General features: G+C 68.3%; 27 protein-coding genes. 11 read left to right on the top strand and 16 right to left on the bottom strand.

The window, feature by feature from the left end; genetic code table 11:
• The first annotated feature begins 6 nt into the window (after positions 1-6).
• A complete protein-coding gene (locus LX14_RS19025) occupies positions 7-687 on the top strand; it encodes a TetR/AcrR family transcriptional regulator (RefSeq protein ID WP_253648957.1) in 681 nt (226 codons plus the stop codon).
• A gap of 30 nt (positions 688-717) precedes the next feature.
• Here LX14_RS19025 and LX14_RS19020 read toward each other — a convergent pair whose 3' ends face one another.
• Complete coding sequence (locus LX14_RS19020; RefSeq protein ID WP_253648956.1) at positions 718-1182, bottom strand: DUF3237 domain-containing protein; 465 nt, start codon at positions 1180-1182, stop codon at positions 718-720.
• Positions 1182-1709 carry a phenolic acid decarboxylase gene (locus LX14_RS19015; RefSeq protein WP_253648955.1) on the bottom strand — a complete coding sequence of 176 codons (528 nt, stop codon included), beginning with the start codon at positions 1707-1709 and terminating at the stop codon, positions 1182-1184. The genes LX14_RS19020 and LX14_RS19015 overlap by 1 nt, the downstream gene beginning before the upstream one ends.
• Before the next feature lie 43 nt (positions 1710-1752).
• Here LX14_RS19015 and LX14_RS19010 point away from each other — a divergent pair, with 43 nt between their 5' ends.
• The 3 genes from LX14_RS19010 to LX14_RS19000 all read left to right on the top strand — a co-directional run bounded on the left by LX14_RS19010 (position 1753) and on the right by LX14_RS19000 (position 4787).
• Positions 1753-2229 (top strand): MarR family winged helix-turn-helix transcriptional regulator, encoded by a 477-nt coding sequence (locus LX14_RS19010; RefSeq protein ID WP_253648954.1) that lies wholly within the window; start codon positions 1753-1755, stop codon positions 2227-2229.
• Between the two features lie 91 nt (positions 2230-2320).
• Entirely contained in the window at positions 2321-3919 is a 1599-nt protein-coding gene (locus LX14_RS19005; RefSeq protein ID WP_253648953.1) for a carboxylesterase/lipase family protein, read from the top strand.
• A 73-nt stretch (positions 3920-3992) separates the two neighbouring features.
• The gene (locus LX14_RS19000; protein WP_253648952.1) at positions 3993-4787 is read left to right on the top strand and encodes an SDR family NAD(P)-dependent oxidoreductase; all 795 of its coding nucleotides are present in this window, start codon (positions 3993-3995) and stop codon (positions 4785-4787) included.
• 2 nt (positions 4788-4789) lie between these two features.
• Here LX14_RS19000 and LX14_RS18995 read toward each other — a convergent pair whose 3' ends face one another.
• Genes LX14_RS18995 through LX14_RS18975 form a run of 5 tightly spaced genes read right to left on the bottom strand, consistent with a single transcriptional unit; the run spans position 4790 to position 9741 of the window.
• Positions 4790-5569: a sulfite exporter TauE/SafE family protein gene (locus tag LX14_RS18995; RefSeq protein WP_253648951.1), complete on the bottom strand. Its 780-nt coding sequence runs from the start codon at positions 5567-5569 to the stop codon at positions 4790-4792.
• 10 nt (positions 5570-5579) lie between these two features.
• Positions 5580-7028 (bottom strand): MFS transporter, encoded by a 1449-nt coding sequence (locus LX14_RS18990; RefSeq protein ID WP_253648950.1) that lies wholly within the window; start codon positions 7026-7028, stop codon positions 5580-5582.
• Positions 7029-7061: 33 nt separating this feature from the next.
• Complete coding sequence (locus LX14_RS18985) at positions 7062-7421, bottom strand: UBP-type zinc finger domain-containing protein (RefSeq protein WP_253648949.1); 360 nt, start codon at positions 7419-7421, stop codon at positions 7062-7064.
• Between the two features lie 53 nt (positions 7422-7474).
• Positions 7475-8848: an APC family permease gene (locus LX14_RS18980; RefSeq protein ID WP_253648948.1), complete on the bottom strand. Its 1374-nt coding sequence runs from the start codon at positions 8846-8848 to the stop codon at positions 7475-7477.
• Positions 8849-8907: 59 nt separating this feature from the next.
• The gene (locus LX14_RS18975; protein WP_253648947.1) at positions 8908-9741 is read right to left on the bottom strand and encodes a helix-turn-helix transcriptional regulator; all 834 of its coding nucleotides are present in this window, start codon (positions 9739-9741) and stop codon (positions 8908-8910) included.
• Positions 9742-9914: 173 nt separating this feature from the next.
• On the opposite strand from LX14_RS18975, the gene LX14_RS18970 reads away from it, so the two are divergent.
• Both LX14_RS18970 and LX14_RS18965 read left to right on the top strand, forming a co-directional pair.
• On the top strand, positions 9915-10865 hold the full coding sequence (locus LX14_RS18970) for an SDR family oxidoreductase (RefSeq protein WP_253648946.1): 951 nt from the start codon (positions 9915-9917) through the stop codon (positions 10863-10865).
• 245 nt (positions 10866-11110) lie between these two features.
• On the top strand, positions 11111-11398 hold the full coding sequence (locus LX14_RS18965) for a hypothetical protein (protein WP_253648945.1): 288 nt from the start codon (positions 11111-11113) through the stop codon (positions 11396-11398).
• A 99-nt stretch (positions 11399-11497) separates the two neighbouring features.
• On the opposite strand, the gene LX14_RS18960 is transcribed toward LX14_RS18965, so the two are convergent.
• On the bottom strand, positions 11498-12067 hold the full coding sequence (locus LX14_RS18960; protein ID WP_253648944.1) for a hypothetical protein: 570 nt from the start codon (positions 12065-12067) through the stop codon (positions 11498-11500).
• Positions 12068-12191: 124 nt separating this feature from the next.
• Here LX14_RS18960 and LX14_RS18955 point away from each other — a divergent pair, with 124 nt between their 5' ends.
• Genes LX14_RS18955 through LX14_RS18940 form a run of 4 tightly spaced genes read left to right on the top strand, consistent with a single transcriptional unit; the run spans position 12192 to position 15452 of the window.
• A complete protein-coding gene (locus LX14_RS18955) occupies positions 12192-13145 on the top strand; it encodes a tripartite tricarboxylate transporter substrate-binding protein (RefSeq protein WP_253648943.1) in 954 nt (317 codons plus the stop codon).
• Between the two features lie 54 nt (positions 13146-13199).
• Positions 13200-13715, top strand: a complete 516-nt coding sequence (locus tag LX14_RS18950) for a flavin reductase family protein (RefSeq protein WP_253648942.1) — start codon at positions 13200-13202, stop codon at positions 13713-13715.
• 59 nt (positions 13716-13774) lie between these two features.
• Positions 13775-14968 carry an acyl-CoA dehydrogenase family protein gene (locus LX14_RS18945; RefSeq protein ID WP_253648941.1) on the top strand — a complete coding sequence of 398 codons (1194 nt, stop codon included), beginning with the start codon at positions 13775-13777 and terminating at the stop codon, positions 14966-14968.
• Between the two features lie 49 nt (positions 14969-15017).
• Complete coding sequence (locus LX14_RS18940) at positions 15018-15452, top strand: type II toxin-antitoxin system Rv0910 family toxin (RefSeq protein WP_253648940.1); 435 nt, start codon at positions 15018-15020, stop codon at positions 15450-15452.
• A gap of 18 nt (positions 15453-15470) precedes the next feature.
• On the opposite strand, the gene LX14_RS18935 is transcribed toward LX14_RS18940, so the two are convergent.
• From LX14_RS18935 to LX14_RS18920, 4 genes are all read right to left on the bottom strand, one after another.
• The gene (locus tag LX14_RS18935) at positions 15471-16118 is read right to left on the bottom strand and encodes a TetR/AcrR family transcriptional regulator (protein ID WP_253648939.1); all 648 of its coding nucleotides are present in this window, start codon (positions 16116-16118) and stop codon (positions 15471-15473) included.
• Between the two features lie 58 nt (positions 16119-16176).
• A complete protein-coding gene (locus tag LX14_RS18930; protein WP_253648938.1) occupies positions 16177-16935 on the bottom strand; it encodes a 1-acyl-sn-glycerol-3-phosphate acyltransferase in 759 nt (252 codons plus the stop codon).
• 125 nt (positions 16936-17060) lie between these two features.
• Positions 17061-18026, bottom strand: a complete 966-nt coding sequence (locus LX14_RS18925; protein WP_253648937.1) for an arsenic resistance protein — start codon at positions 18024-18026, stop codon at positions 17061-17063.
• A 22-nt stretch (positions 18027-18048) separates the two neighbouring features.
• Positions 18049-18447 (bottom strand): winged helix-turn-helix transcriptional regulator, encoded by a 399-nt coding sequence (locus LX14_RS18920; protein WP_253648936.1) that lies wholly within the window; start codon positions 18445-18447, stop codon positions 18049-18051.
• Between the two features lie 179 nt (positions 18448-18626).
• On the opposite strand from LX14_RS18920, the gene LX14_RS18915 reads away from it, so the two are divergent.
• The gene (locus tag LX14_RS18915; RefSeq protein ID WP_253648935.1) at positions 18627-18989 is read left to right on the top strand and encodes a hypothetical protein; all 363 of its coding nucleotides are present in this window, start codon (positions 18627-18629) and stop codon (positions 18987-18989) included.
• A gap of 1 nt (position 18990) precedes the next feature.
• Here the strand turns inward: LX14_RS18915 and abmR are convergent, their stop codons facing one another.
• The 4 genes from abmR to LX14_RS18895 all read right to left on the bottom strand — a co-directional run bounded on the left by abmR (position 18991) and on the right by LX14_RS18895 (position 21599).
• Entirely contained in the window at positions 18991-19545 is a 555-nt protein-coding gene (abmR, locus tag LX14_RS18910) for an ATP-binding transcription factor AbmR (RefSeq protein WP_253648934.1), read from the bottom strand.
• 129 nt (positions 19546-19674) lie between these two features.
• Positions 19675-20499 (bottom strand): DUF4436 family protein, encoded by an 825-nt coding sequence (locus LX14_RS18905; RefSeq protein WP_253648933.1) that lies wholly within the window; start codon positions 20497-20499, stop codon positions 19675-19677.
• Positions 20500-20800: 301 nt separating this feature from the next.
• On the bottom strand, positions 20801-21175 hold the full coding sequence (locus LX14_RS18900) for a hypothetical protein (protein ID WP_253648932.1): 375 nt from the start codon (positions 21173-21175) through the stop codon (positions 20801-20803).
• A 46-nt stretch (positions 21176-21221) separates the two neighbouring features.
• Entirely contained in the window at positions 21222-21599 is a 378-nt protein-coding gene (locus LX14_RS18895; RefSeq protein ID WP_253648931.1) for a DUF11 domain-containing protein, read from the bottom strand.
• Positions 21600-21677 lie beyond the last annotated feature (78 nt).

Genomic DNA, 21677 nt, shown 5'->3' with positions numbered 1-21677 from the left:
GGCTGCGTGCCACGGTCCGAGGACGGCTCGAGCGACGCCGCGACGTCGATGACGCGCGCCGAGCAGAAGGCCGCGACGCGCGAGCGTCTCCTCACAGCCGCTGCGGAGTTGTTCGCCGAGCGGGAGTTCGGGGAGGTCACCGTCGCGGACATCTCCGCGCGAGCGGGAGTGGCGCACGGCCTGTTGTTCCACCATTTCGGCTCCAAGCAGGGCCTGTACCGGGCTGTCCTCGACGGGGTCGTCGCGGAGATGGACTCGGCGTTCGTCGCGGGAGTGGTCGACGAGCCGGGTGACGCCATCCGGGCGGGGCTGCGTGCCCACCTGCGATACATCGCCGAGCACCCCGCGCTGGCGACGAGACTGATCGAGGGCGGCCGGTCGCAGGACGCCGACGTCCGCGGCGCATCGCAGGCGGGTCGCGACCGCGTGCTGACCGCACTGGTCGAGAACCTCGGTGTCGCGCCGGACGATGTCACCGTCGACCTGATCGGTCGGACGATCGTCGCGGCGGTGGACGAGGCCTCGATCCGGTGGGTCCGGTCAGGGTGCGCACTCGCGGTCGACGACATGGTGACGTGGCTGGTCGAGGTGGGTTCGGCCGCGGTCCGCGCTGCGGCGGTGCTCGACCCGCGGCTCGACGTCGACGCCGCGGTGGCGCGGCTGGGCGGGGCGCCGCAGCACAGGTGACGGGCTCGCCCGTTCGTGGGGCGCGGCGGGTCAGATGACGGCGAAGACGTCGACCTCGACGACATCAGGATGTCGCAGGGCGGTCGCGACGAACACGGTCCGGGCGAGCCAGGTCCAGTCGGGGTGATCCGACAGCAGCACCGGGACGGTGCGGAAGTGGACCCGCTCGGCAGGAACGGGGTCGCCGCGCAGCAGTGCCGCCGTGTCCTCGGGTGAGGCGACGCGCACGCCGCGGTTGCGCACCGCGACGACTGCCCCGTCGTCGGTGTCGATCAGGTACTCGGCGTCGAGGTCCATCAGGTCGGGGGCCCGCAGGGTCTGCATGTCGGCGCCGGCGGGCCGGATGACGCCGTTCACCGACGGGCCGGCCGCACGTCCGCCCACGATGGGCACGACCCGACGGTGCCCCGACGGCAGATCACCCAGGTCGACGGGAGGGGCGACCTCGACCGTGAGCCGCGTGGTGAACCGCAGTCGGGGCGGGGTCGGTGGCATCAGTTCGTGCGGTCGGCGAACCCGTCCGGCAGGTCGCCCGGCGCCACGGAGATGACCGTCTCGTCGTCGACGCCGACATGCTCGAACAACGTGATGTGGGCGAACTCGGGTACCACGAAGATCGGGTAGGTCGGGCCCGCGTCGCGGAACGTCCGCATCTCGTCGAGGTGCTCGTTCTGGAACAGGACGGTCTTCGACCCGTCGTCCTCCACCCACTTGGGGAAGAAGATGGTGCCGTGCAGCCGACGCCTGCCCGGGAGCACGGTGACGACGACGGAGGTGCCGGTCGGCTCGTTCCAGGAGACCTTGTAGACGTCGTCGTCGAGGGCGACCAGGTCGACCTCCTGGTCCTTGACCCACCTGCCACCCACCATGCCGCTGTGGATGCGATAGTCGATCGTCGTCGCGTTCTTCACGTACATCTCGTACTGCCATCCGTTGGCGTAGGTGTAGATGAAACGGTGGCCGACGATGCCGTCGAGGTCCTGGGGAGGTACGGGTTCGGAGACCGAGGTGGTGATCGACATGCAATTAATTTTGCCACAAAACTATTAGCAGGGGTAGGTAGCGATGGCGATGTCGGACGACGCGACGCGGCTGGGGCAGATGACGGGTCCGCTGCGCCGTGCGGTCCTGCGCGCGGTGCGTCTCGCCGCCGATCTGCCGGACCTGCCCGAGGCGCAGATCGAGGTCCTGCGGGTGCTCGTCACCGAGTCGACCGTCACCTCGAGCGCTCTGGCCGATCGTCTGGGGTTGGCGCGACCCACCGCCAGCAACCTCGTCACCACGATGGTGCGTCACGGACTGCTGGCGCGTGAGCCCGTCGACGGGGACCTGCGTCGTGTGGCGATCCGGGCCACACCGCATGCGCGAGATCTGCTGCGCCGATACGACAGGACCAGTCGCACGCTGCTCGCCGACGCCCTCACCCGGATGGATCCGGCAGCACGGGAGGCGATCGTCGTCGCCCTGCCGGCATTCGAGCAGTTGACCTCCGTGCTGACGGAGATGGCGTCGCCGACTGTGCGGGATCACTCCGCGTCCTGATCGACGTCCCGCGTCATCTGGTTTTGTCACAAAATCATCACTCACCGGCGTCGACTGCGCTAGGACTGGTGCGTCGACGAAAGGGGTTGTGATGACGATTATCTCGATGCGGCGCGCGTGGATCGTGATGAGCGCCGCCGCCCTCATGGTTCTCGGTCTCGGTGTCTGCCCACCTGCCGCGGACGCCGCACCCGGTGCGATCCGCGTCGCCGGGGGATCGGTGAGCGGGTTCGAGCGGGACGGCGTCACCACCTACCTCGGTGTGCCGTTCGCATCGACTGCCCGCTTCGCCCCACCGGGGCCGGCGCGGCCGTGGTCGGGGGTTCGGTCGGCCACCCAGCACGGTCCGCAATGTCCCCAGGCCCTGCCGACGCCGGGGTTCAGCATCCCGTCGTCGGTGCCGATCCCGAGTCCCACGAGCGAGGACTGCCTCTCGGTGGACCTGTACGTACCGCACAACGCGGCCGGCCGGGATCTGCCGGTGATGGTCTACCTGTACGGCGGAGCCTTCGTCCTCGGGTCGAACGCGCAGTACGACGCGCCGGCCGAGATCGCCCGCAGCGGCGACGTCATCGTGGCCGTGCCGAACTATCGGGTCGGGCCGTTCGGCTTCCTCGCCCTCCCGGAGCTGGCGGCCCAGAACGGCGGCGTGTCCGGCACGCTGGGGATCGCCGACCAGCAGGCCGCACTCCGGTGGGTCCGCGACGACATCGGCGCGTTCGGCGGCAACCCGCGCGACGTGACGATCTTCGGTGAGTCGGCCGGCGGGATGAGTGTGTGCCTGCAGCTCGCGGCACCCGGCTCCCGCGGACTGTTCCGTCGCGCGATCGTCGAGAGCGGTGGGTGCGCGCGCAGTCCGCTCGTACCGCCGTCGCAGGCGGAAGGGGTGCGTCGCTCGGAGGCCTATGCGGCACAGGTCGGTTGTCGTGATCCGCGTACACGTCTGTCGTGTCTGCGGCGACTGCCGATCGATCGACTGCTCGACTCGCCCACGACGAGGTTCGACGGCGCGGCCGTGACGTGGACGCCGTTCCTCGACGGGACGGTCCTGACGCAGACTCCCGAGGATGCACTCCGAGGTGGTGCTGCGCGCGGGATGCCGCTCATCGTGGGGAGCAACGCGAACGAGGGTGCGCTGTTCGTGCTGCTCTTCGACTACGTCAGCCGACAGCGACTCGTCACCGAGGCCTCGTATCGGCGGACCGTCGAGGAGCTGTACCCCGGTCGCGCCGGCCGGATCCTGGCCGCGTACCCGTCTTCTCGATACGGCTCACCCGCCCGGGCGTTGACCGCCGTCTACACCGACTCGTTGTTCGCGTGCCCCGCGCAGACCACCGTCGCCGCTGCGACACAGGGCGGAGCCCGTGTGTTCCAGTACCGGTTCACGGTCGCACCGGTCGGCGACAACCCGGTGCTCCCGGGTGCGTTCCACGCCGCCGAGATCCCCTACCTGTTCAACCGCCTCGGTGGGGTGCCGATCCCGTGGACGGGCGCATCGGCCGCGTTCGCGGCGCAGATCAAGCGACAGTGGTCGACCTTCGCCCGCACGGGGTCACCGAACGGCCCAGCCCTTCCCCGGTGGGCACCGTGGTCGTCGTCGGATCAGCGGTACCTGTCGATGGCCATCCCGGGATCCACCATGCGAGAGGGGTTCTCGTCGCTGCACGCCTGTCGGCTGTGGTCGGACTGATCGGCGCGGGAAGGCTGCCGGTCGCAACGGTGTTGACCGTGGGTCACGGATCCACGCACCACGAGGAGGAACGATGCAGATCGACCTGGCCGGGAAGACCGCTCTCGTCACGGGATCGACGCAGGGGATCGGTTCCGCGATCGCGACGGGTCTGGCCCGTGCGGGAGCGCGGGTCGCCGTCAACGGTCGCAGCGAGGACTCGGTCTCCCGGGCGATCAGCGCGATCGCGGCAGAGGTGGTCGGCGCCGATCTCGTCGCCGCCCCGGGCGACCTGTCGACGCAGCAGGGGGCGGACGAGGTCCGCGCCGTACTGCCCGACGTCGACATCCTGGTCAACAACCTCGGCATCTTCGGGGCCACCGACGCCCTCGACATCTCCGACGACGAGTGGCGTCGATACTTCGAGGTCAACGTCCTCGCCGCAGCGCGACTCATCCGCGCGTATCTGCCCGGCATGAAGCAGCGAGGACACGGTCGCATCCTGTCGATCGCGAGCGACTCGGCGATCGTCATCCCCCGGGAGATGATCCACTACGGCATGTCGAAGACGGCCCTGCTGGCGGTCTCCCGGGGCTTCGCCAAGGACGCGGCGGGCACCGGGGTCACGGTGAACTCGGTGATCGCCGGACCGACGCACACCGGTGGTGTCGAGGACTTCGTGTACCAACTCGTCGACAAGGACCTGCCGTGGGACGAGGCGCAGCGCGAGTTCATGCGACTGCACCGGCCACAGTCGTTGCTGCAGAGGCTGATCGAACCGGACGAGATCGCGAACATGGTCGTCTACCTGAGTTCCGAGTTCGCGTCGGCCACCACCGGCGGCGCAGTGCGTGTCGACGGGGGATATGTCGACTCGATACTCCCGTGACGTCACGCCAGCAGGCGCCACAACCCGATCAGGCCGATCACGACGATCAGCGCACGCAACGCCGTGGGTGAGAGCCGCCGGCCGTATCGCGCGCCGATCGATCCACCCAGGAGCGAACCGACGGCGATGAGACCCGCGGCGGCCCAGCTGATCCGGTCGAACGCGACGACGGTGAACGCGACCGCGGCCACCACGTTGACGACGAGGGACAGGACGTTCTTCGCGGCGTTCATCCGCTGCATCGACTCGGGCAGGATCACACCCATGGCGGCCATGAGCAGGATCCCCTGCGCGGCGGTGAAGTAGCCGCCGTAGATCCCGACGGCGAACGTCGCGATCGTGAGCACCGTGAGGCGCGCACGGGTGATCCGGTCGACGGCGTGACCGCCGGCCTCGGAGCGTGCACGGACCCACCTCTGGATCCGTGGTTGCACCACGAGAAGGATCAGCGCGGCGACGAGCAGGACCGGCACGACCGCCGCGAACACCGAGGGCGGTAGGTGCAGCAACAGCCAGGCGCCGATCAGCGCGCCGACGAACGACGCGGGCGCCTGCCACGCGAGTCGGTGGCCCTGTCCCCGCAGTTCCCCGCGGTACCCCCACGTCCCGGACACGCCCCCCGCCACCAGGCCGATCGAGTTCGACATCGTCGCGATCTGTGGCGGATAACCGAACGCGACCAGGGTCGGGAACGTCACCAGCGTGCCCGATCCGACCACCGCGTTGATGGCACCGGCGGCGAATCCGGCGACGAGGATGACGACGACTTCGACGGCGGACACCCGCCCGACGCTACGTGCCGACGGGGGAGGGGTCCGGCATGCCCGCCGCGTCGACGTCCTGCCCGATCGGTTCCCACCGGATCAGGGCCAGAGCGACCAATGCCACCAGGGGTGCGACCACGATCGCGCCGATCGTGAACCGTTGTCCGTGCGCCGCGGTCAGGACGGGGAAGGCGTACGCACCGATGATGCCGCCGACGCGGGTGACCGCCTGCGTGTAGCCGCCCGCGGTCCCGCGGACGTCGGTCGGGTAGGACAACGTGCCCATCGCTGTCCCGGCGTACCCGGGGCCGAGATTGTGCAGGAAGTAGAACGCCGCGATCAACACCGCCGCGAACCCCGACGCGAGGACCCCGTAGAGACCGGCGATGAGTCCGAGAGCGGTTGCGGTGCCCACGAAACCGATCATCGCGATGACCCTGATCCCGGTCGTCTGGACCACCCGCGTGCAGGCGTAGGCGCCGATCGCGCCGACGGCGTTGACCGCCGCCGACACCGCCAACACCGCGGCGAGGTGGTTGGTCCCGAACAGCTGCGTGAGGATCGTGGGCGTGTACAGCGAGATGGCGTAGAACTCGACGGCCTGGGTGACGACGAGGACGCTCACCAGCAGTGTCCGCCGCCCGAACGGGGACCGGAACAGTGCGATCACGTCGCCCGGTCGTGTCGGTCGCGGCTTGGGTGCGCTGTCGGCGTCGTCGGTGACGACGAGATCTATGGCGTCGACGTCGTACGTGGTGCGCAGGATGTCGACCGATTCGCCGACCGAGCCGTGCCGGGCGACCCACATCGGGCTCTCGATCGACGCGAAGTACCGGAGTCCGAGGACGATCAGGGCAGGCACCGCACCCAGGCCGATCGCCCACCGCCACAGACCCTGGTCGACACCGAGTGCGTGGATCCCCAGCGCCACGGTGAACACGATCGCCGAGGCGCCCGTGGACATGACCTGCGCGAAGTTGACGTTGCGGCCCTTGGTGGCCAGGGCGCTCACCTCGGCGATGAACGCCAGCGCGACGGGGACGTCCAGGCCGACGCCGATGCCCATGAGGAAGCGGAAGGCCACGAAGCTCTCGACGTTCGGCGCCAGACCGGCTGCGGCGGCGGCGAACACGAGCAGGACGAGGTCGAGGATCATCATGCGGTAGCGGCCGACGCGGTCGGTGAGCCAACCGCCGACGAGACCGCCGATGAGTGCGCCGACGAGGACCGCGGCGCTGACGAACGGGAGGCTGTCGAGCCCCCAGTTGCCGGTTCCGAGGTCGAAGTCCTGCCGGATCTGCTGCGCCCCGAGCCCGAAGCTGCCGAGATCCCACCCGTCGACGAAGATGCTCCCCAGCGCGACGGCCAGCATCAGGCGCGGCCGACGCGGCCGGAGCCGACTCGAGTTCACCAACCCGATGACGTCGTCGGGCGACGAGATCGTGATGGTCGTGCGCGCATCGGACGTCGATGTCATCCGAGCACTCTACGACCCGGGGTCAGGCGACGGTCACCCTCGGCGATGACGGAGCAGGATCTCCTGCCAGTCGTCCGGGACGCGGTCGCCCGGGCCCGGGGTCGACTGGTCCGACGGGTGTTCGTGGGGCGGAGCCAGTGTCGGCCCGGCCAGCATCTCGTCCGTCGCGTAGCTGTAGAACCAGTCCTCACCGGGTTCGAAGCTCTGCACGACGGGATGTCCGGTCTGTCGTGCGTGCTTCGTGGCGTGTGTTCCCAGGGAGTCGTCGCAGCAACCGACGTGCCCGCACTGCGCGCACCGTCGGAGGTGGAACCACCAGCTGCCCTCGGCGTCGCAGTCGACACACCCCGTGCCGCTGGGTGGCCGGGACGGATCGATACCGGTGTCGCTCATCTGACCTCCGAGGCTCGGTGCGTTCCCTGCGAGCCTGACACATCGCACGGTCGTCACGCCGCCGGTGAGACCGTTTCGTCGACGACATCTCGTGTCCCACCGAACAGCCGGGTCAGGGCGTACAGCGCGATCCCGACCAGCAGCATCACCCCGGCCCGCAGCCACGTCGACGCGCTCTGCTGCGTCAGCAGCACCACACAGGTGCCCAGCGCGAGTATCGGGACGACGGTCGGCGTCCGGAAGTGGTCGCCGTCGTGACCGCGGTCGCGCCGCAGGACGAGGACCGCGAGGTTGGTGCTGATGAACACCACGAGCAGCAGGAGGACCACGGTCTCGGCGAGCGCGGCGACCGTGCCGGTGGCCGCCAGGATCATCGCGACCGCGGTGGTGGCGACGATGGCCACCCACGGCGTCCTCCGCCGGGGCAGGACCCGGGCGAGTGCTGACGGGAGGAGCCCGTCGCGGGACATCCCGAAGGTGAGCCGTGAGGCCATGATCATCGTCAACAGCGCCCCGTTGGCGACCGCGACGAGCGCGATGATCGAGAACAGGCGCGGCGGGACACCGACATCGGCGATGGACACGACCTCGAGCAGCGGGCCCGACGATGCAGCCAGACGGTCCGTCGGCGCCACCACGGACACCGCGAGCCCGACCAGGACGTAGACCAGGCCGGCGGTGAGGAGCGCGCCGAAGAGGGCCCTGGGGTAGACCCGTCGGACGTCCCGGACCTCCTCGGCGATGTTGGCCGACGTCTCGAACCCGACGAACGAGTAGAAGGCGAGCAGCGCGGCGCCGAGCACCGCCAGTGCCGGTGTGGTGCTCGAGTCGAACTGGAGGACGCGTCCGGCGTCGCCGTCACCGCGGCCGAGGACCACGCCCGCGAGGACCACGACGAGAACCAACCCGGACACCTCGACGATGGTCATCACGACGTTGGCGCGCAACGACTCCTGGATCCCGCGGGCGTTGAGGAGACCGACCACGAGCAGGAACACCAGCGCGGCCGGCGTCGCGGGGACGTCGAGGATCGCGGTCAGGTAGTCCCCGGCGAACGCGAGAGCCAGCCCGGCGGCACTCGTCACGCCGGCGGCGAGCATGCAGAAGCCGACCAGGAACGACACGATTGGCGCCCGGTACGCCCGGCGGGCGAACACCGCGGCCCCGCCGGCGCGCGGGTACTTGGTGACCAGCTCGGCGTAGGACGCGGCGGTGAGCAGCGCCATGACCAGGGCCAGGAGCATCGGCACCCACACCGCGCCGCCGACGTCGCCGGCGATCTCGCCGACCAGGGCGTAGATCCCGGCCCCGAGGACGTCGCCGAGGATGAACACGAACAGCAGCGGCGCCGTGATCGCGCGACGGAGGGGTGTGCTCGCGTCCTGTGCACGGGCGCCGTCGTCGTCACGCGTCTTCTCCACGGTCATGCCGGGGGAGATACCCAGTCCGTGGCCGGATCAATCCGCGACGGGACCGTCGGCCGCGCTCAGCGCGCCGGAGCGAGCGCGGACAACATCTGCAGCATGTCGTGGGACCGTGACCCGGGGACCGCGGTGTAGACGAGCAGCATGTGGGATTGCACCGGGTCCAGCAGTGTCTGACACGCGAGTTCGAGCGGACCGAGGTCGGGGTGGACGAGGTGCTTCACCTCGCGGGGCCGGACGCCCACCTCGTGGCTGTCCCACGCCCGGCGGAACTCGGCGCTCTCGGCGAGCAACAGGTCGGCGAGTTCCGCGCCGCGGGAGGGGCGGCCCCGCAGCGTGATGTTCTCGCGGAGGCCCGAGGCGAACATCCGGCACAGGAAGTCGTGTTCGGACTCGGCGTAGAGCGCTCGCGTCGCCGGGTCGGTGAACCACCGGTACCCGAGACTGCGTGCGGGACCGGTGAACCGGGTGGTGTCGCCGGTGAGCGCGACACCCAGCGGACTCTGCCGCAGCGTCTCGCCGAGTTCGGTCACGATCTCCGCCGGGGTGTCGTCGAGACGGTCGAGGATCCTCAGCAGACCCGGGCTGATGTGGTCCCCGGACGCCACCGGCGCGGGCGGCCGGTGGCCTGCCAACCGGAACAGGTGGTCACGCTCGACCAGCGACAGGTGCATCCCCTGCGCGATCGCCGCGATCATCTGTTCCGAGGGCGACGGGCCGGTGGCGCGCTCCAGGCGCGCGTAGTAGTCCGTCGACATGTGACAGAGACCGGCGACCTCCTCGCGACGCAGTCCACCCGTCCGTCGGCGCGGCCCGCGCGGCAGTCCCACGTCCTCCGGTTGCAGAGCCTCGCGCCGCCGGCGCAGGAAGTCGGCCAGTCCGTTGCGGTCGATCACGGTCGGATGCCCTCGATGCGCATGGTCCAGTTCTAGTGCTCCGACGTTGGATGAGCCACGCCTTGACGATCCACCCCTCGGCGCAGCCCCTCGGTGAGGTGGACCGTCAGGTCCTGGATGCGTCGCGGGAGCGGGGCCACGGTGGTGGCAGCGACAGCATCGAAGGAGCAGACATGGCACGAACGATCGACATCACCATCGCAGACCTCCACGGCCGCCGAGCCGTCGTGACCGGCGCCAGCGACGGGATCGGACTGCACATCGCCACACGGTTGGTCAGGGCCGGGGCGGAGGTCGTCCTGCCCGTCCGCAACACCGCCAAAGGTCAGGCGGCGCTCGACGCCATCCGTGCCGATCACCCGGTTGCCGCAGTGTCCCTGCGGCATCTGGACCTCTCGTCCCTCGCGTCGGTCGCCGACCTGACAGCCGAGCTGCGTGGGGAGGGACGGCCGATCCACATCCTGGTGAACAACGCGGGGCTGATGACGCCGCCGGAGCGGCAGGTCACCGCCGACGGTCACGAGGTCCAGCTCGGCACGAACCACCTCGGCCACGTCGCGCTCGTCGCCGGCCTGATGGAACAGCTGCGGGCGGGTCGTGCGCGCGTGGTGTCACAGATCAGCGTCGCGGCGAACCGCGGGGCGATCAACTGGGACGACCTCGCCTGGGAGCGGGGCTACGACGGGATGGGGGCCTACAGCCAGTCGAAGATCGCGCTCGGCCTGTTCGGGGTCGAGCTCGGACGCCGCAGCGAGCAGTACGGATGGGGACTGACGAGCGTCCTCGCCCACCCGGGTGTCGCACCGACGAGCCTGCTCGCCGCGCGACCCGAGGTGGGCCGCGTCGACGACACGCGGTCGGTCCGCGTGATCCGATGGCTGTCCGCGCGCGGTCTGATCGTGGGGACGGCCGAGACCGCGGCCCTGCCGGCGCTCCTCGCCGCGACGACACCCGATGCAGTCAGCGGAACCCTCTACGGGCCCGGGGGACTCGGTCGTCTCGGCGGAGCGCCCGCGACGCAATCGCTGTACTCACGTCTGCGCTCGCCGGAGGACGCCCGCCGGGTCTGGGACCTCTCGCAGGATCTCGCCGGTGTGGCGTTCCCGACCGCGGCCGTCGGCTGAGCGGTCACGGTCGACGCGCGTCGACGAATTGTCGCGATCAGACCTGTCCTTGCGGAAATACCTGGTGAGGCGCAGTGTTGAACATGTGGTCCAGATCACATGTCCAGGAGGTTGGCGTCATGGCAGTCAGCATGAGTTTTCAGGCACCGCACCTACATCACCGGGCTCCGTTGAGCCCGGCGCGGATGCGACGCGCCAGGTTGCGACGGGCGATGCTGTGGGGACAGGTCGGTTGGACGGCGTTCATGATCGGATCCGCGGCGCTCGCGTTGGGTCTGGCCGGGCTCGCCACGGGCCTCACCGTCGCGGGAATCATCAGCCTGGCCGTGTGGGTCCTCGCGTACGGCGTGGTGATCTACTCGATCCGTGCCCGGGCGATGGCCAAGGGCGACCGCACGCTGCAGGAGCACATCGCGCGGGTCAAGCGGCAGCGCTACCGCCGTACCTACCCGGCAGCGACGGCATCCGCCTCGTCGGACCATCGCGGTGACTACCGTCCGCCGGTGTCGTTGCTGACGCCCAGCGGCGACTGACCCTCGCCGTCTGCGGGTCGTGAGCCGTACCGGGAACCGTGCTCGCTGCTCGACCCCGGCGCAGACCGAGCGATCCGCCGTGACGGTTCCCGGTCCGGATCAGGCCGTGATGGTCGCGGCGCCGGGCAGTCCGAAGCCGGCCAAGGCGCCGCCCATCGCGATCAGTCCGCGCCCGGTCGTGATCCGTGCGGGTGTCGACGTCAGCGCCGACACGCTGACGGTTCCGGTCGCTCCGGTGGACAGGTTGATCCACGCGACGCTCGCCGGCGCCTCGATGGGTCCGCCCGTGCACGAACGCCGGGCAACGTATGCAGGAGTGCAGTAGGGCCCGAGAGACAGGTCCAGGACGCCGGGGGCGACGCGAGCGACATGAATGGTCTCCTGCCCGAACGGAAACGGGTCGGAGAAGAACAACCACTGCGATGGGATGTCGACGGAGACAGAGGGTGCGGCGCTGACTGGAGTCGCAGCGGCATGGCCGACCCCGAGAGTCGACGCGGTCATCGCGACTGTTGCTGCGATCGTCGTCATGGCTGTGGTCAGCGCGTAGTGAGTTCTCATGGTCACGACCTCCATTGTGCTGTGCATTTGTACGACATTGTGGAAATCGTCCCCTCGTGGCCGCTCGTTACCGGCGCTTTGTGCTTGTCGCGGAATCGACGACGGCATGGGCGGATATCAGCGCGGTGCTTTCCCCGATTCGCCCGTGACGGATGACGCGTGCCTGTTGGATGGGGGAACCATCTGGGAGGAATCGATGAGGATGTCAGCGGCCTTCGCTGCGATTGCGGTCGTGGGCACTCTCGTGGCGGGATGCGGCACTTCTGATCCCGCCGGCCCCGACTCGAGCGGTTCCTCGCCGGCCACCTATCCGACCGGTCCCGTGACGATGTACGCCGGGGCGGGACCGGGCAGTGGCTTCGACCTGACGATCCGAGCCGTGGCCGATGCACTCCGGACCGACAAGATCGTGACCGTGCCCCTGCCCGTACAGAATCGGCCCGGTGGAGCCGGGGCTGATCTGCTCGCCGGCATGGTGCGCGACCACCGGGGGGCCGACGACCGGATCGCCGTGACGTCGCTGTCGATGATGCTCAACCAGCTGCAGGGGCGGTCGCAGTACGGCTACACCGACGTGACCATGATCGCGCGCCTGATGACCGAGTACTTCGTCGTCGTCACCGGCCCGGACTCTCCGATGCGCGGGTTGCGGGACGTCATGTTCCGGATCGCCACGGCTCCCGACCAGGTGCGTGTGGGTGCCGCGGCCGACGACCGCGCGCCGTTCGATCTGCTGGTCTCCGCGGCGGGTGGACGACCCTCCGCGGTGCGCTATGTCGACGTCGAAGGCGGCGCCGCTCAGACCGCTGCGCTGCGGGACGGCACCGTCGATGTCGCGATCGGTGGCGTCAGTGAGTTCGCCGACGGACTTCGCGACAAGGTACTGCGTGGGCTCGGTGTGTTGGCGGACAACCGGATCCCGGGCGTCGACGTGGCCACGGCGCGCGAACAGGGACTCGACGTGAAGCTGGCCAACTGGCGGGGGATCTATGGTCCACCCGACATGCCCTCGGCCGCCGTGGATTTCTGGCGCGGCGCGCTCGCCACGATGGTGCGCACACCGACGTGGACGGCGACGGCCCAGCGGAGCCGGTTCACGACCACGTTCATGACCGGCGGCGAACTGCAGAGGTTCCTCGCCACAACACAATCCGAGGTGAAGGCCGCTCTCGCCGCAGAACGCTGACGCTGCCACCAGAAATTCGTTGACATTGAGTCAACCAAAAATTATGGTGGTGTGATGAACGCAACCGCGACCACGGACGGTCGGGACGCCGCGCCCGTTCCGCCCGGGCTCGTCCTCCGTAAAGCCTTCGCGTGCCTGCCCAGTGGGGTCGCCGCGATCTGCGCCGACATCGATCCCCACCCGACGGGCATGCTGGTCAGCTCGCTGACCTCGGTGTCTCTCGATCCGCCTCTGCTGTCTTTCTGTGTGCAGAACGGCTCGCGGACCTGGGCCGGGCTGAAGGACGCGCCGCGCATCGGCGTGAGCTTCCTCGGCGACTCCCACGGGGAGGTGTGCGCACAGTTCGCGGCCGCGGCGCCAGAGCGCTTGCGCGGCGTCGGCACGGTGACCTCGGACGGCGGAGCTGTTCTGCTCGAAGGTGCGGCAGCCACCTTCACGTGTTCGCTGCACGACGAGTTCAGCGCCGGTGACCACTCGATCGTCGTCCTGCGGATCGAGGCTTTCGATGTCGTACCGGACGTCGCGCCGCTGGTGTTCCACGGATCGCGGTACCGGCGACTGGCCGGTTGACCCCTGCGCCGGACCCACGGCGCGCCGATCATCATCATTTCCCTCGACAGGAGAAACCCATGACCTCGACGATGTCGCCCGCCACCACGACCGAGGAAGTCCTCGCGCGCGTGTCGGATCTGTTGCCCCTCATCCGCGAACACTCGGTCGAGAACGAGAAGAACCGGCGTGTGGATCCCGAGGTCATCGAAGCACTCCGGGAGGCCGGGGCATTCCGCCTGGCCGCACCCCGTCGTCACGGCGGCCTGGAGGCAGGACTCGAGGCGATGCTGACACTCTCGGCGCTCATCGCGGAGGCAGACGGTGGGACATCGTGGGTCGTCACCCTGTCCAACATCCAGGCGTGGTCGACCTGCATGTACCCCGCAGAGACCGTGGACGAGATCTACTCCGCCGGCCCGGACCGGGTGCTGTGCGGCGTCGTCTCACCCGGCGGTACGGCGCGCAAGGTCGAGGGCGGATACCGCGTGACCGGCAAGTGGCCCTACGCATCCGCGAGCCTGCACGCCGAGTGGATGGGCGGTGGCGTGTGGGTCGTCGACGAGGACGGTGACGAGGAGGACCAGGCGATGGTCCTGCTCCCCAGGGCGGACGTCCGCGTGGACGACACCTGGTATGTGGCCGGGATGCGCGCCTCGGGGAGCAACACCATCGTGGCCGAGGACGTGTTCGTTCCCGACTCGCGCCTCATCTCCATGCTGCCCGTGATCTCCGGCACCTACATGCAGGACCATCCCGACTCCGCCTTCTACCGTTCGGCGTTCGGCCCCATGCTGGTCCTCGTCCTCGTGGGCCCGCAGCTCGGTCTCGGTCGGGCGGCGCTCGACCTGGCGGTCAGGAAGGCGTCGACGAAAGCCCTGGCGTACACGAACATCGAGCGCCAGGAAGATTCTGTGGCGTTTCAGATGCTCGTCGCCGAAGCGGCCACGAAGATCGACACCGCGCACCTGCACGCGTACCGCGCGGCACAGGACGTGCAGCGGTACGCCGAGGAGAACGTCTACCCCGACATCGCGGCGAGGGCTCGTATGCGGGCCGACTCGGCGGTCGCGCTCAAGAGTGTGAACAGTGCGCTCAACACCCTGCTCGACGCCTCGGGGGCCGGCAGCTTCGCCGAGGTGAATGCGCTCCAGCGCATCTGGCGTGATTCCAATGTCGCTGCCCGGCACGCGGTCATGCTGCCGCAGGTGTCCATGGAGACCTACGGCAAGGCGCTCCTCGGCCGGCGAGATCAGATCACCGCGATCGTCTGACGGTGTCGCACCCGGATACATCCCACCCGACCCACCCACAGGAGTCCTCGTGCCCGAGATAACCACCAGCAGAACGCTTCAGGCGTCACAGGAGAAGGCGTGGTCGGTCATATCCGATACGAGCAGGTTCGCCGAGTGGAACACCCTGCACACGTCGTGGGGTGCCGAGCCGCCCACGGAGTTGGCGGTCGGTGTCGGCGTGATCGAGACGGTCACCATCAAAGGGGTGGTGGACACCATCGACTTCACCACCACCGCATACGACGCACCACGATTCGTCCAGCTCGAGGGCTCGGGGAGCATGGGGTCGACCGTGCAACTCGACTTCACCGTCGATCCCGAGGGTGATTCGGCCTGTACGGCCACACTGCACGTGATCTTCTCGAGCTCGATCCTGTTCGGCCCGCTCGGGAAGATCATCGAGAAGGCGTTCCGCAAGCAACTCGACAAGTCCCTCGAGAAGCTCGACGGTCTGGTCGGATAGGCGAATTGCCGGCCCACGTCACCCGAACACGGAGATCGCGTCCTCCAGGTCGAGGTCGGGGTCGAGGACATTCGCGGTCCTGATGCACGCGATGATCAGTGACTCCATCCAATGGACGAGATGGTCGGCGTCGAATGCATCGGTGTCATCGAGCCACTGCACGATCGCCTCGTCGATCGCGCTGATGGTGGCCCGGCCCACCAGACGGAGAGCTGGTGCGGTCGGGTCGATCTCGGCGACGGCCGCGAAGGCCTCGAGTGCATTCCACCGCGCGGTCTCGTACACCTCCCATGCTTCGGGGTCCGCGCCTCGACCGCCGAGCACGAGCCGCAGAGCCAGGCCCCGGTGGTCGCGCAGGTAGTCCAGGTGCCGGCGCAGCGCCGCCCTCACCAATTCGGCCGGGGTGGAACCGCTCTCGAAGACGAACGCGGCTCCCAGCTGGGTCGCCGTCGTCCGCACGGCGGCGAGGTAGATCCCCCGCTTGTTGCCGAAGTAGTGGAACAACAGTCCGTGGGCGACCTCCGCCCGCGCTGCGATGTCGGCGACGTTGACCTGGTCGTAGTCGCTCTCGGAGAAGACCTCGATGGCCACCTCGATCAGGCGGCGCTTGGTCTCTGCCGCCTGCGCCGCGCGTTTCGTGGGCTTGGCGGGGGTGTCGGGGGCCAACCGTTTTCTCCTTAGTCGGGTCGGGACCGGGCTGATCGCGGCGAGGTCGCCGGTGACGTCACCCGAGCAGGGGAGTCCGTGACCTCGTCATGGTCTCGAGTTCATCATCCATGGCCCGGTGGACGCGAGCTGCGAAGGTGTCGACGGATTCGTCGTCGTGCGGCCTCATGGCGGGCAGGACGGTGGTGACGATCTTCGAGGGGAGTGGCACATAGGGCAGCAGCCCCACGAGGCCGACGTTGAGACCCCAGGGGACCGACAACGACGTCGGTACCGACTTCATCCGGAGCAGCTTGTCGAGACGGGTGAGTCGTGCGAGACGTGTTCCCTGGTTCAGGACGAGCAGTGACTCTCCTGCACCCGCGGTGACGACCGGGACGATCGGGACACCCGCGTCCATGGCGACCCGGGCGAACCCTGTCCGACCGGCGAACAGCACCTTGTTGCGGTCGCTCCACTTCTTGAAACCGTCGATGTCGCCGCCGGGGAAGACGAGCACATGACTTTCCGCGGCCAGCGCGTCCACCGCTGCGTGGTGGTTGGCGGGCGTGGCATCGAACTTCTCGGCCACACGGCCCAGCTTGAGAGTCCAGGCGATCTGGTGGGTCAGGATCGTCACCCTGCGTCGATCACCGAGGTGATCGTAGACGGAGGCGAATGCGAGAACGTTCAGATCGAAGACTCCACCGAATCCGTGATTCGCGACGAACAGCACTGGGCCGTCGGGCATCTCGTCCGGCAGGTGGGACTCCATCCGGTGATACAGGCGGGCGATGGCGACGGTCAGGCCGACGATGCGTCTCGGCAGTTCATCCATTCCGCGACTGTAAACTCGGACTGGAACAGGTATTGCAGCAACCGTCAATAAATTGACTTCGAGTCAAGAGGCCGACCGTGCGCGGGTGCGCCAGATGACCGGGATGTCCCGGGCGGATCGTCCTGTCAGGGTGGTCCCGGCACCAACCGCGGAACGTATCGGACGTAGAGCACCATGCCGATCAGTTCGACCAGCGTCTGGGTCACCACCACCACGGCGGCCAGGCTCAGTGCCGGGGGCAGCGCCAGGGCAAGGGGGAGGACGACCAACGAGTTGCGGGTCGCTCCGGAGAACACCAACGCGCGGGTCGCCGGCACGTCCTGACGGAACACCTTCCCGGCGCCGACACCCAGTATCGCCATCACGATCAGGTACACGGCGAAGACGGCTGCGGCACCGGCCAATTCGTCCACACGGTTTCGGACCGCGTCGATCTGGGATGCCACGACGACCGCGAGGGTCACCATCATCACCGGCACCATCGCCGCAGTCATCGCGTCCATGATGTGCTCGCCCACGCGACGACGGCGCGCCACCCACTGTGTTGCGGCGGCCAGCGCCAGCGGGACGACGATGAGCAGAACGAACGCCTCGACGAACGGGGCGATGTCGATGATCGACACCGTCCTCGCGCCGACGAACAACCACAGCCACAACGGCAACAGAGCGATCTGCAGCGCCATCACCAGCGGTGCCCCGGCGAGCAGACGTTCCGATGCTGCGCCGGCGAGGCCGCTGAAGACGATGACGTAGTCGATGCACGGGGCGAGCAGCACCAGCACCGCGCCGATCAGGACTGCCTCGTTCCCGGCGATGAAGCGGGTCAGCGCGTACACGACGATCGGGACGGCGACGAAGTTCAGGACGACCATCGCGGTGGTGAATCGAACGTCCCGCAGTGATTTGCCGATGTCGGCGAAGGGGACCGCGAGGAACGTCGCGTACAGCAGCACGATCAGGACCGGGTTGATGGCGTGCTCGAACGTCGGTGCCGACGCTGGGGCGGCAAGGCCGACCACAGCTCCGACGGCCAGAGCGATGAGATAGAGACCTATCTGGTGCGCTTCCCACCAGCGCAGGACAGCAGCCATGCCCGAAGACTAGGGGTTCGAGTCAGGTGGGAGGGACGGGCGACGTTGCGGTCACTGCGGGGGGCGCCGTGACCGGCGTCATCCATTCGAGGGCCCACGAATTCAGGTCGAGCAACACGGCGCCGAGTGCCCGCCCCTTGGCCGTGAGCCTGTACTCCACTCGAACCGGGCGCTCCGAGTGCACGACCCGACCGACCAGCTCGGCGGCTTCGAGTTCCTTGAGGCGCAGCGACAACGTGCTCTCCGTGAGACCGGGAATCGCAGACGCCAAGGCGCCGAAACGCAGGGGATCGGGGATGAGCGCCCGGAGAACCTCGCCGGCCCATCTCTTCCCCACAACGCCCATCGCAGCTGCGAAGTATGGGCAATACGGATCGAGGTGTCCGGCCGTGGCCACTGAGGCCCCGTCAGAGTCAGACATGGGAGAAGGCTACGCTCGGGCTAGCTACTTGTAAAACAATAGCAACTAGTGTTTTGCTAGCTATGCACACCCCGCCGGGGTCCAAACATTTCCTGCCACCACCACCTCGTCCGACGAAAGCGAGTCCTCGCATGTCCGTGAGCTCAGGAACCCCATCACGAACAGTTGTTGCGCCCTCCGTGTGGCTGACACTGCTCACCACCGGCCGATTCCTCGTGGCGATGAGCCACCTCGTGACCCCGGGGGCGGTGGCCAAGGTGTTCGGGATGCAGCTGCGCGGAACGCCGGCGGTGGCTTACGGCCGGATGTTCGCGATCCGCAACGCCGCTCTGGGGCTGGGACTTCTCCGCCTGGACAGCGTCACCGACCCGCGTGCCTTCTTGAAGCTGAATGTCGTCATGGACTCGGTCGATGCGGTGGCTTTCATTGCGTCCGGTGTCCGCCAAGACCTCGGCATCAGGACCAGTGTCCTGTCGACAGGTGTCGCGGTCTCAGCTGTCGTGGGCGGCCTCGGCGCACTACTCGCTCGACCGAACGACTGACTCAGATCTGCGGGCCCTGGGCTCGCAGGGTGTCCACGGAGTCCATGGCCTCCCGCAGTTCGGTGAGCCAGGCCTCGGTGTGTTCGCCGACCAACTTGACCGACCACGCCACCGCGTCGGCGCGCGAGCGCGCGACCCCCGCGTCGACGAGGGTGTCGAGGACCTGCCGTTCGGACTGACGAAGACGCGTCATCACCGGAACGGCAAGGTGGGTGAACATGATTCGGTGACCACCGATGCGCACACCCCAGGACACCGTGCGCCCGTAGCGCGCCTGCGCCTCGTCGGCGATGGTCATCCGCTGCGTTCGTGTGTCCTCCCGGAACCGTGACGCTCGACCCTGGGCGGCTGCGGTGCCGTCACCGTCGGCGTCGGGAGCGGTCAACGTTCCGACGACGGTGATCTCGTCGCGATCGACGACGACCTCGGGGGAGCCGTCGAACCAGTCGTCGGGCAGGCGGCCGACGAACCATGCCGAGGCGTCGCTCGCGTCGGGGAGTTCGGCCTGTTGCCACCCGCCGCGGCGTCCTCCGCCGCGACTTCCTTGCTTCGTCATGTCTGCTCCTTCGTTGCGTGATTACATGATTACATGCTTACAGAACGTGAAGCACCTGATTCGCTGCGAGCGGAATCGCGCGGTCCTACCCCGGAGGTCTACCCATCTCAAAGAAGCTCTGGGAGTTCGTCACTGTCCGTGTTTCCACCACGCGGTGATGTAGAGGGTGAGCGCGACGGTGAGGCCGACGACAACCCAGAGGACGACGGTGTAGTCGACCCAGGAGCCGATGGGTGGGTTTCCGGGGAACAGGTTGCGCAGGGGGATGACGGCGAAGAGCATCACGGCGAACCAGGTGACGATGGGTGGCAGGAATTGCTTGCGCCGGCGCAGGGTACTGATCGCGACGAACAAGGTCAGGGTGGGCAGTACGAGCAACACGACGCACAGGGCGAGGGCGAACCCGATGACTGCCGGGGTGCGGGCCGCGCTGATGGTGATGGCGTTGCCGGTGGCGCTGCTGTCGACGTCGTGTTGGTGGACGGCCCAGGAGGTCATCAAGTTGGTGACGACGACTTCGGCCGGCACGACACTGCCGTCGGAGGTGACGCGCACTTGCAGGCCGGTGGCGTTGTAGGTGTCGAACGGCCACCGGTGGATGTCACCGTCGATGTAGAGCGTCAGCGGGCGCGATCCTGCGCGTGTACCGGCGGGGAAGGTCATGGTGTCGGTGGAGGCGGCGGGGGTGACGCTGACCGTCATGGCCCGGTCCAGTCGGCCATCGCTGTCGAGATGGTCCTTCCCGGGGTATACCGAGACGCGGGTGTCGAGGGAGTAGGTGTCGCCGTCGAGGCCATCCAGGTCGAGGTAGACCAGTACGCCGTTGGCGGAAGGTTGCCGGGTGTCGGTGGTGGACGGGTCGCCGCCGCTGGTGGCGTAGGCGGTCACCACGGCGCCGTAGATGACGACGACCAGCGCAACGAGGGCCATCGTCGTGACTCGAGCTCTGGTCATGGCGCCCGCCTGTGATGTCGCGTGTCTCGAGTGACTTGTCGCCCTGTTTCTAATGCGTGGTCAAAGATATATCCCGGAGTTCGTCGCCAGTGGGGATTGCTTTCTGCCCGCGGTGGTAACCGTGTGGACCGGGAGTCATGGGGATTGTGGGGCGAGTTGCACCGGCAAGTTGCTACAGGTCGGCGACGGGCAGATCGAAAGGAACTGTCAACGAGGGCTGTTCCGCACCGGATCGACCGACATAGGCCGACGAAACCCGTGGTCGACGACTCTGAGAAGTCGGGATCCCCCGGGGATCACTTCACAGATGGAGCAGGAAGACGTTGTTGAGGGGGTTGGGATCTCGGCTCGCCCCCGACACGTAGAGGAAGTCCGGGTGATAGCTGGCCTGGCCACCGCACGAGGTGAAGCTGGTGGAGGTCGATTGCCCGGCTGCGAGCGTCCCCAGCTGCCGGTAATAGCCCTTCTCGATCGGGTACGCGGGGGAGAGGAGCACCTCGACCGTGTCGGGGCCATTGTTCGTCACCCCGAGGGTGCAATCCTGGCCGGCCACTGTCGGGAGTCGATACACCGCGAGATCCGCGACAAGTGGGGCGGCGGACGCCGTGGAGATCCCTGCGGTGAGCCCAGTGGCGACCGCAAGGGCTGCGCATGCCGTAGCCACGATCCTGCTCATCGATGCTCCTCTGATGGCGTGCTGGTTCTTGTCGGTCGGCGGTGCGTCACAGCGGAGGGTTCACCTGGGCGCCGTTGTTGCCGTAGTCGGGGTCGAACGTCGTCGAGACGGCGTACTCGAATTTCGGCGCACCGTCGTTGCGGAAACAGATCTGTAGCGAGGACTTCGTCTGCCCGGGCGCGATGTCGCCCAGTGAGCGCAGTCCGAACGGCGGCGCGTACACGGCGACCGATCGGGCGGTCTCCGGACCGTTGTTGGTCACGTTCAGCCCGCAGGAGAAGGAGACCTTGTTCGAGACCGCGACGAGGTCGGCGCCGACGCCGCCCGCTGACCCTGTCGGAGCGGCTGCCGCCACCCCCGCCGATGTCGCGACCGCCGCTGCGGCCGCGGTAGCGAAGGCCAATGCTCGTGCTGTGCTGTGCATCTCTGCTCCTGGAGTCGACCCCGACCGTATACCGTGCATTCGTACGATAAGGCGACGCGATGGTTGTCGCAACCCCGC

Origin of the sequence: Williamsia deligens, from assembly GCF_024171765.1 — a bacterium.
GTDB lineage: Bacteria > Actinomycetota > Actinomycetes > Mycobacteriales > Mycobacteriaceae > Williamsia_A > Williamsia_A deligens.
The sequence above is the reverse complement of the archived record's forward strand: the minus strand, read 5'-3'. Positions and strand labels throughout refer to the sequence as shown.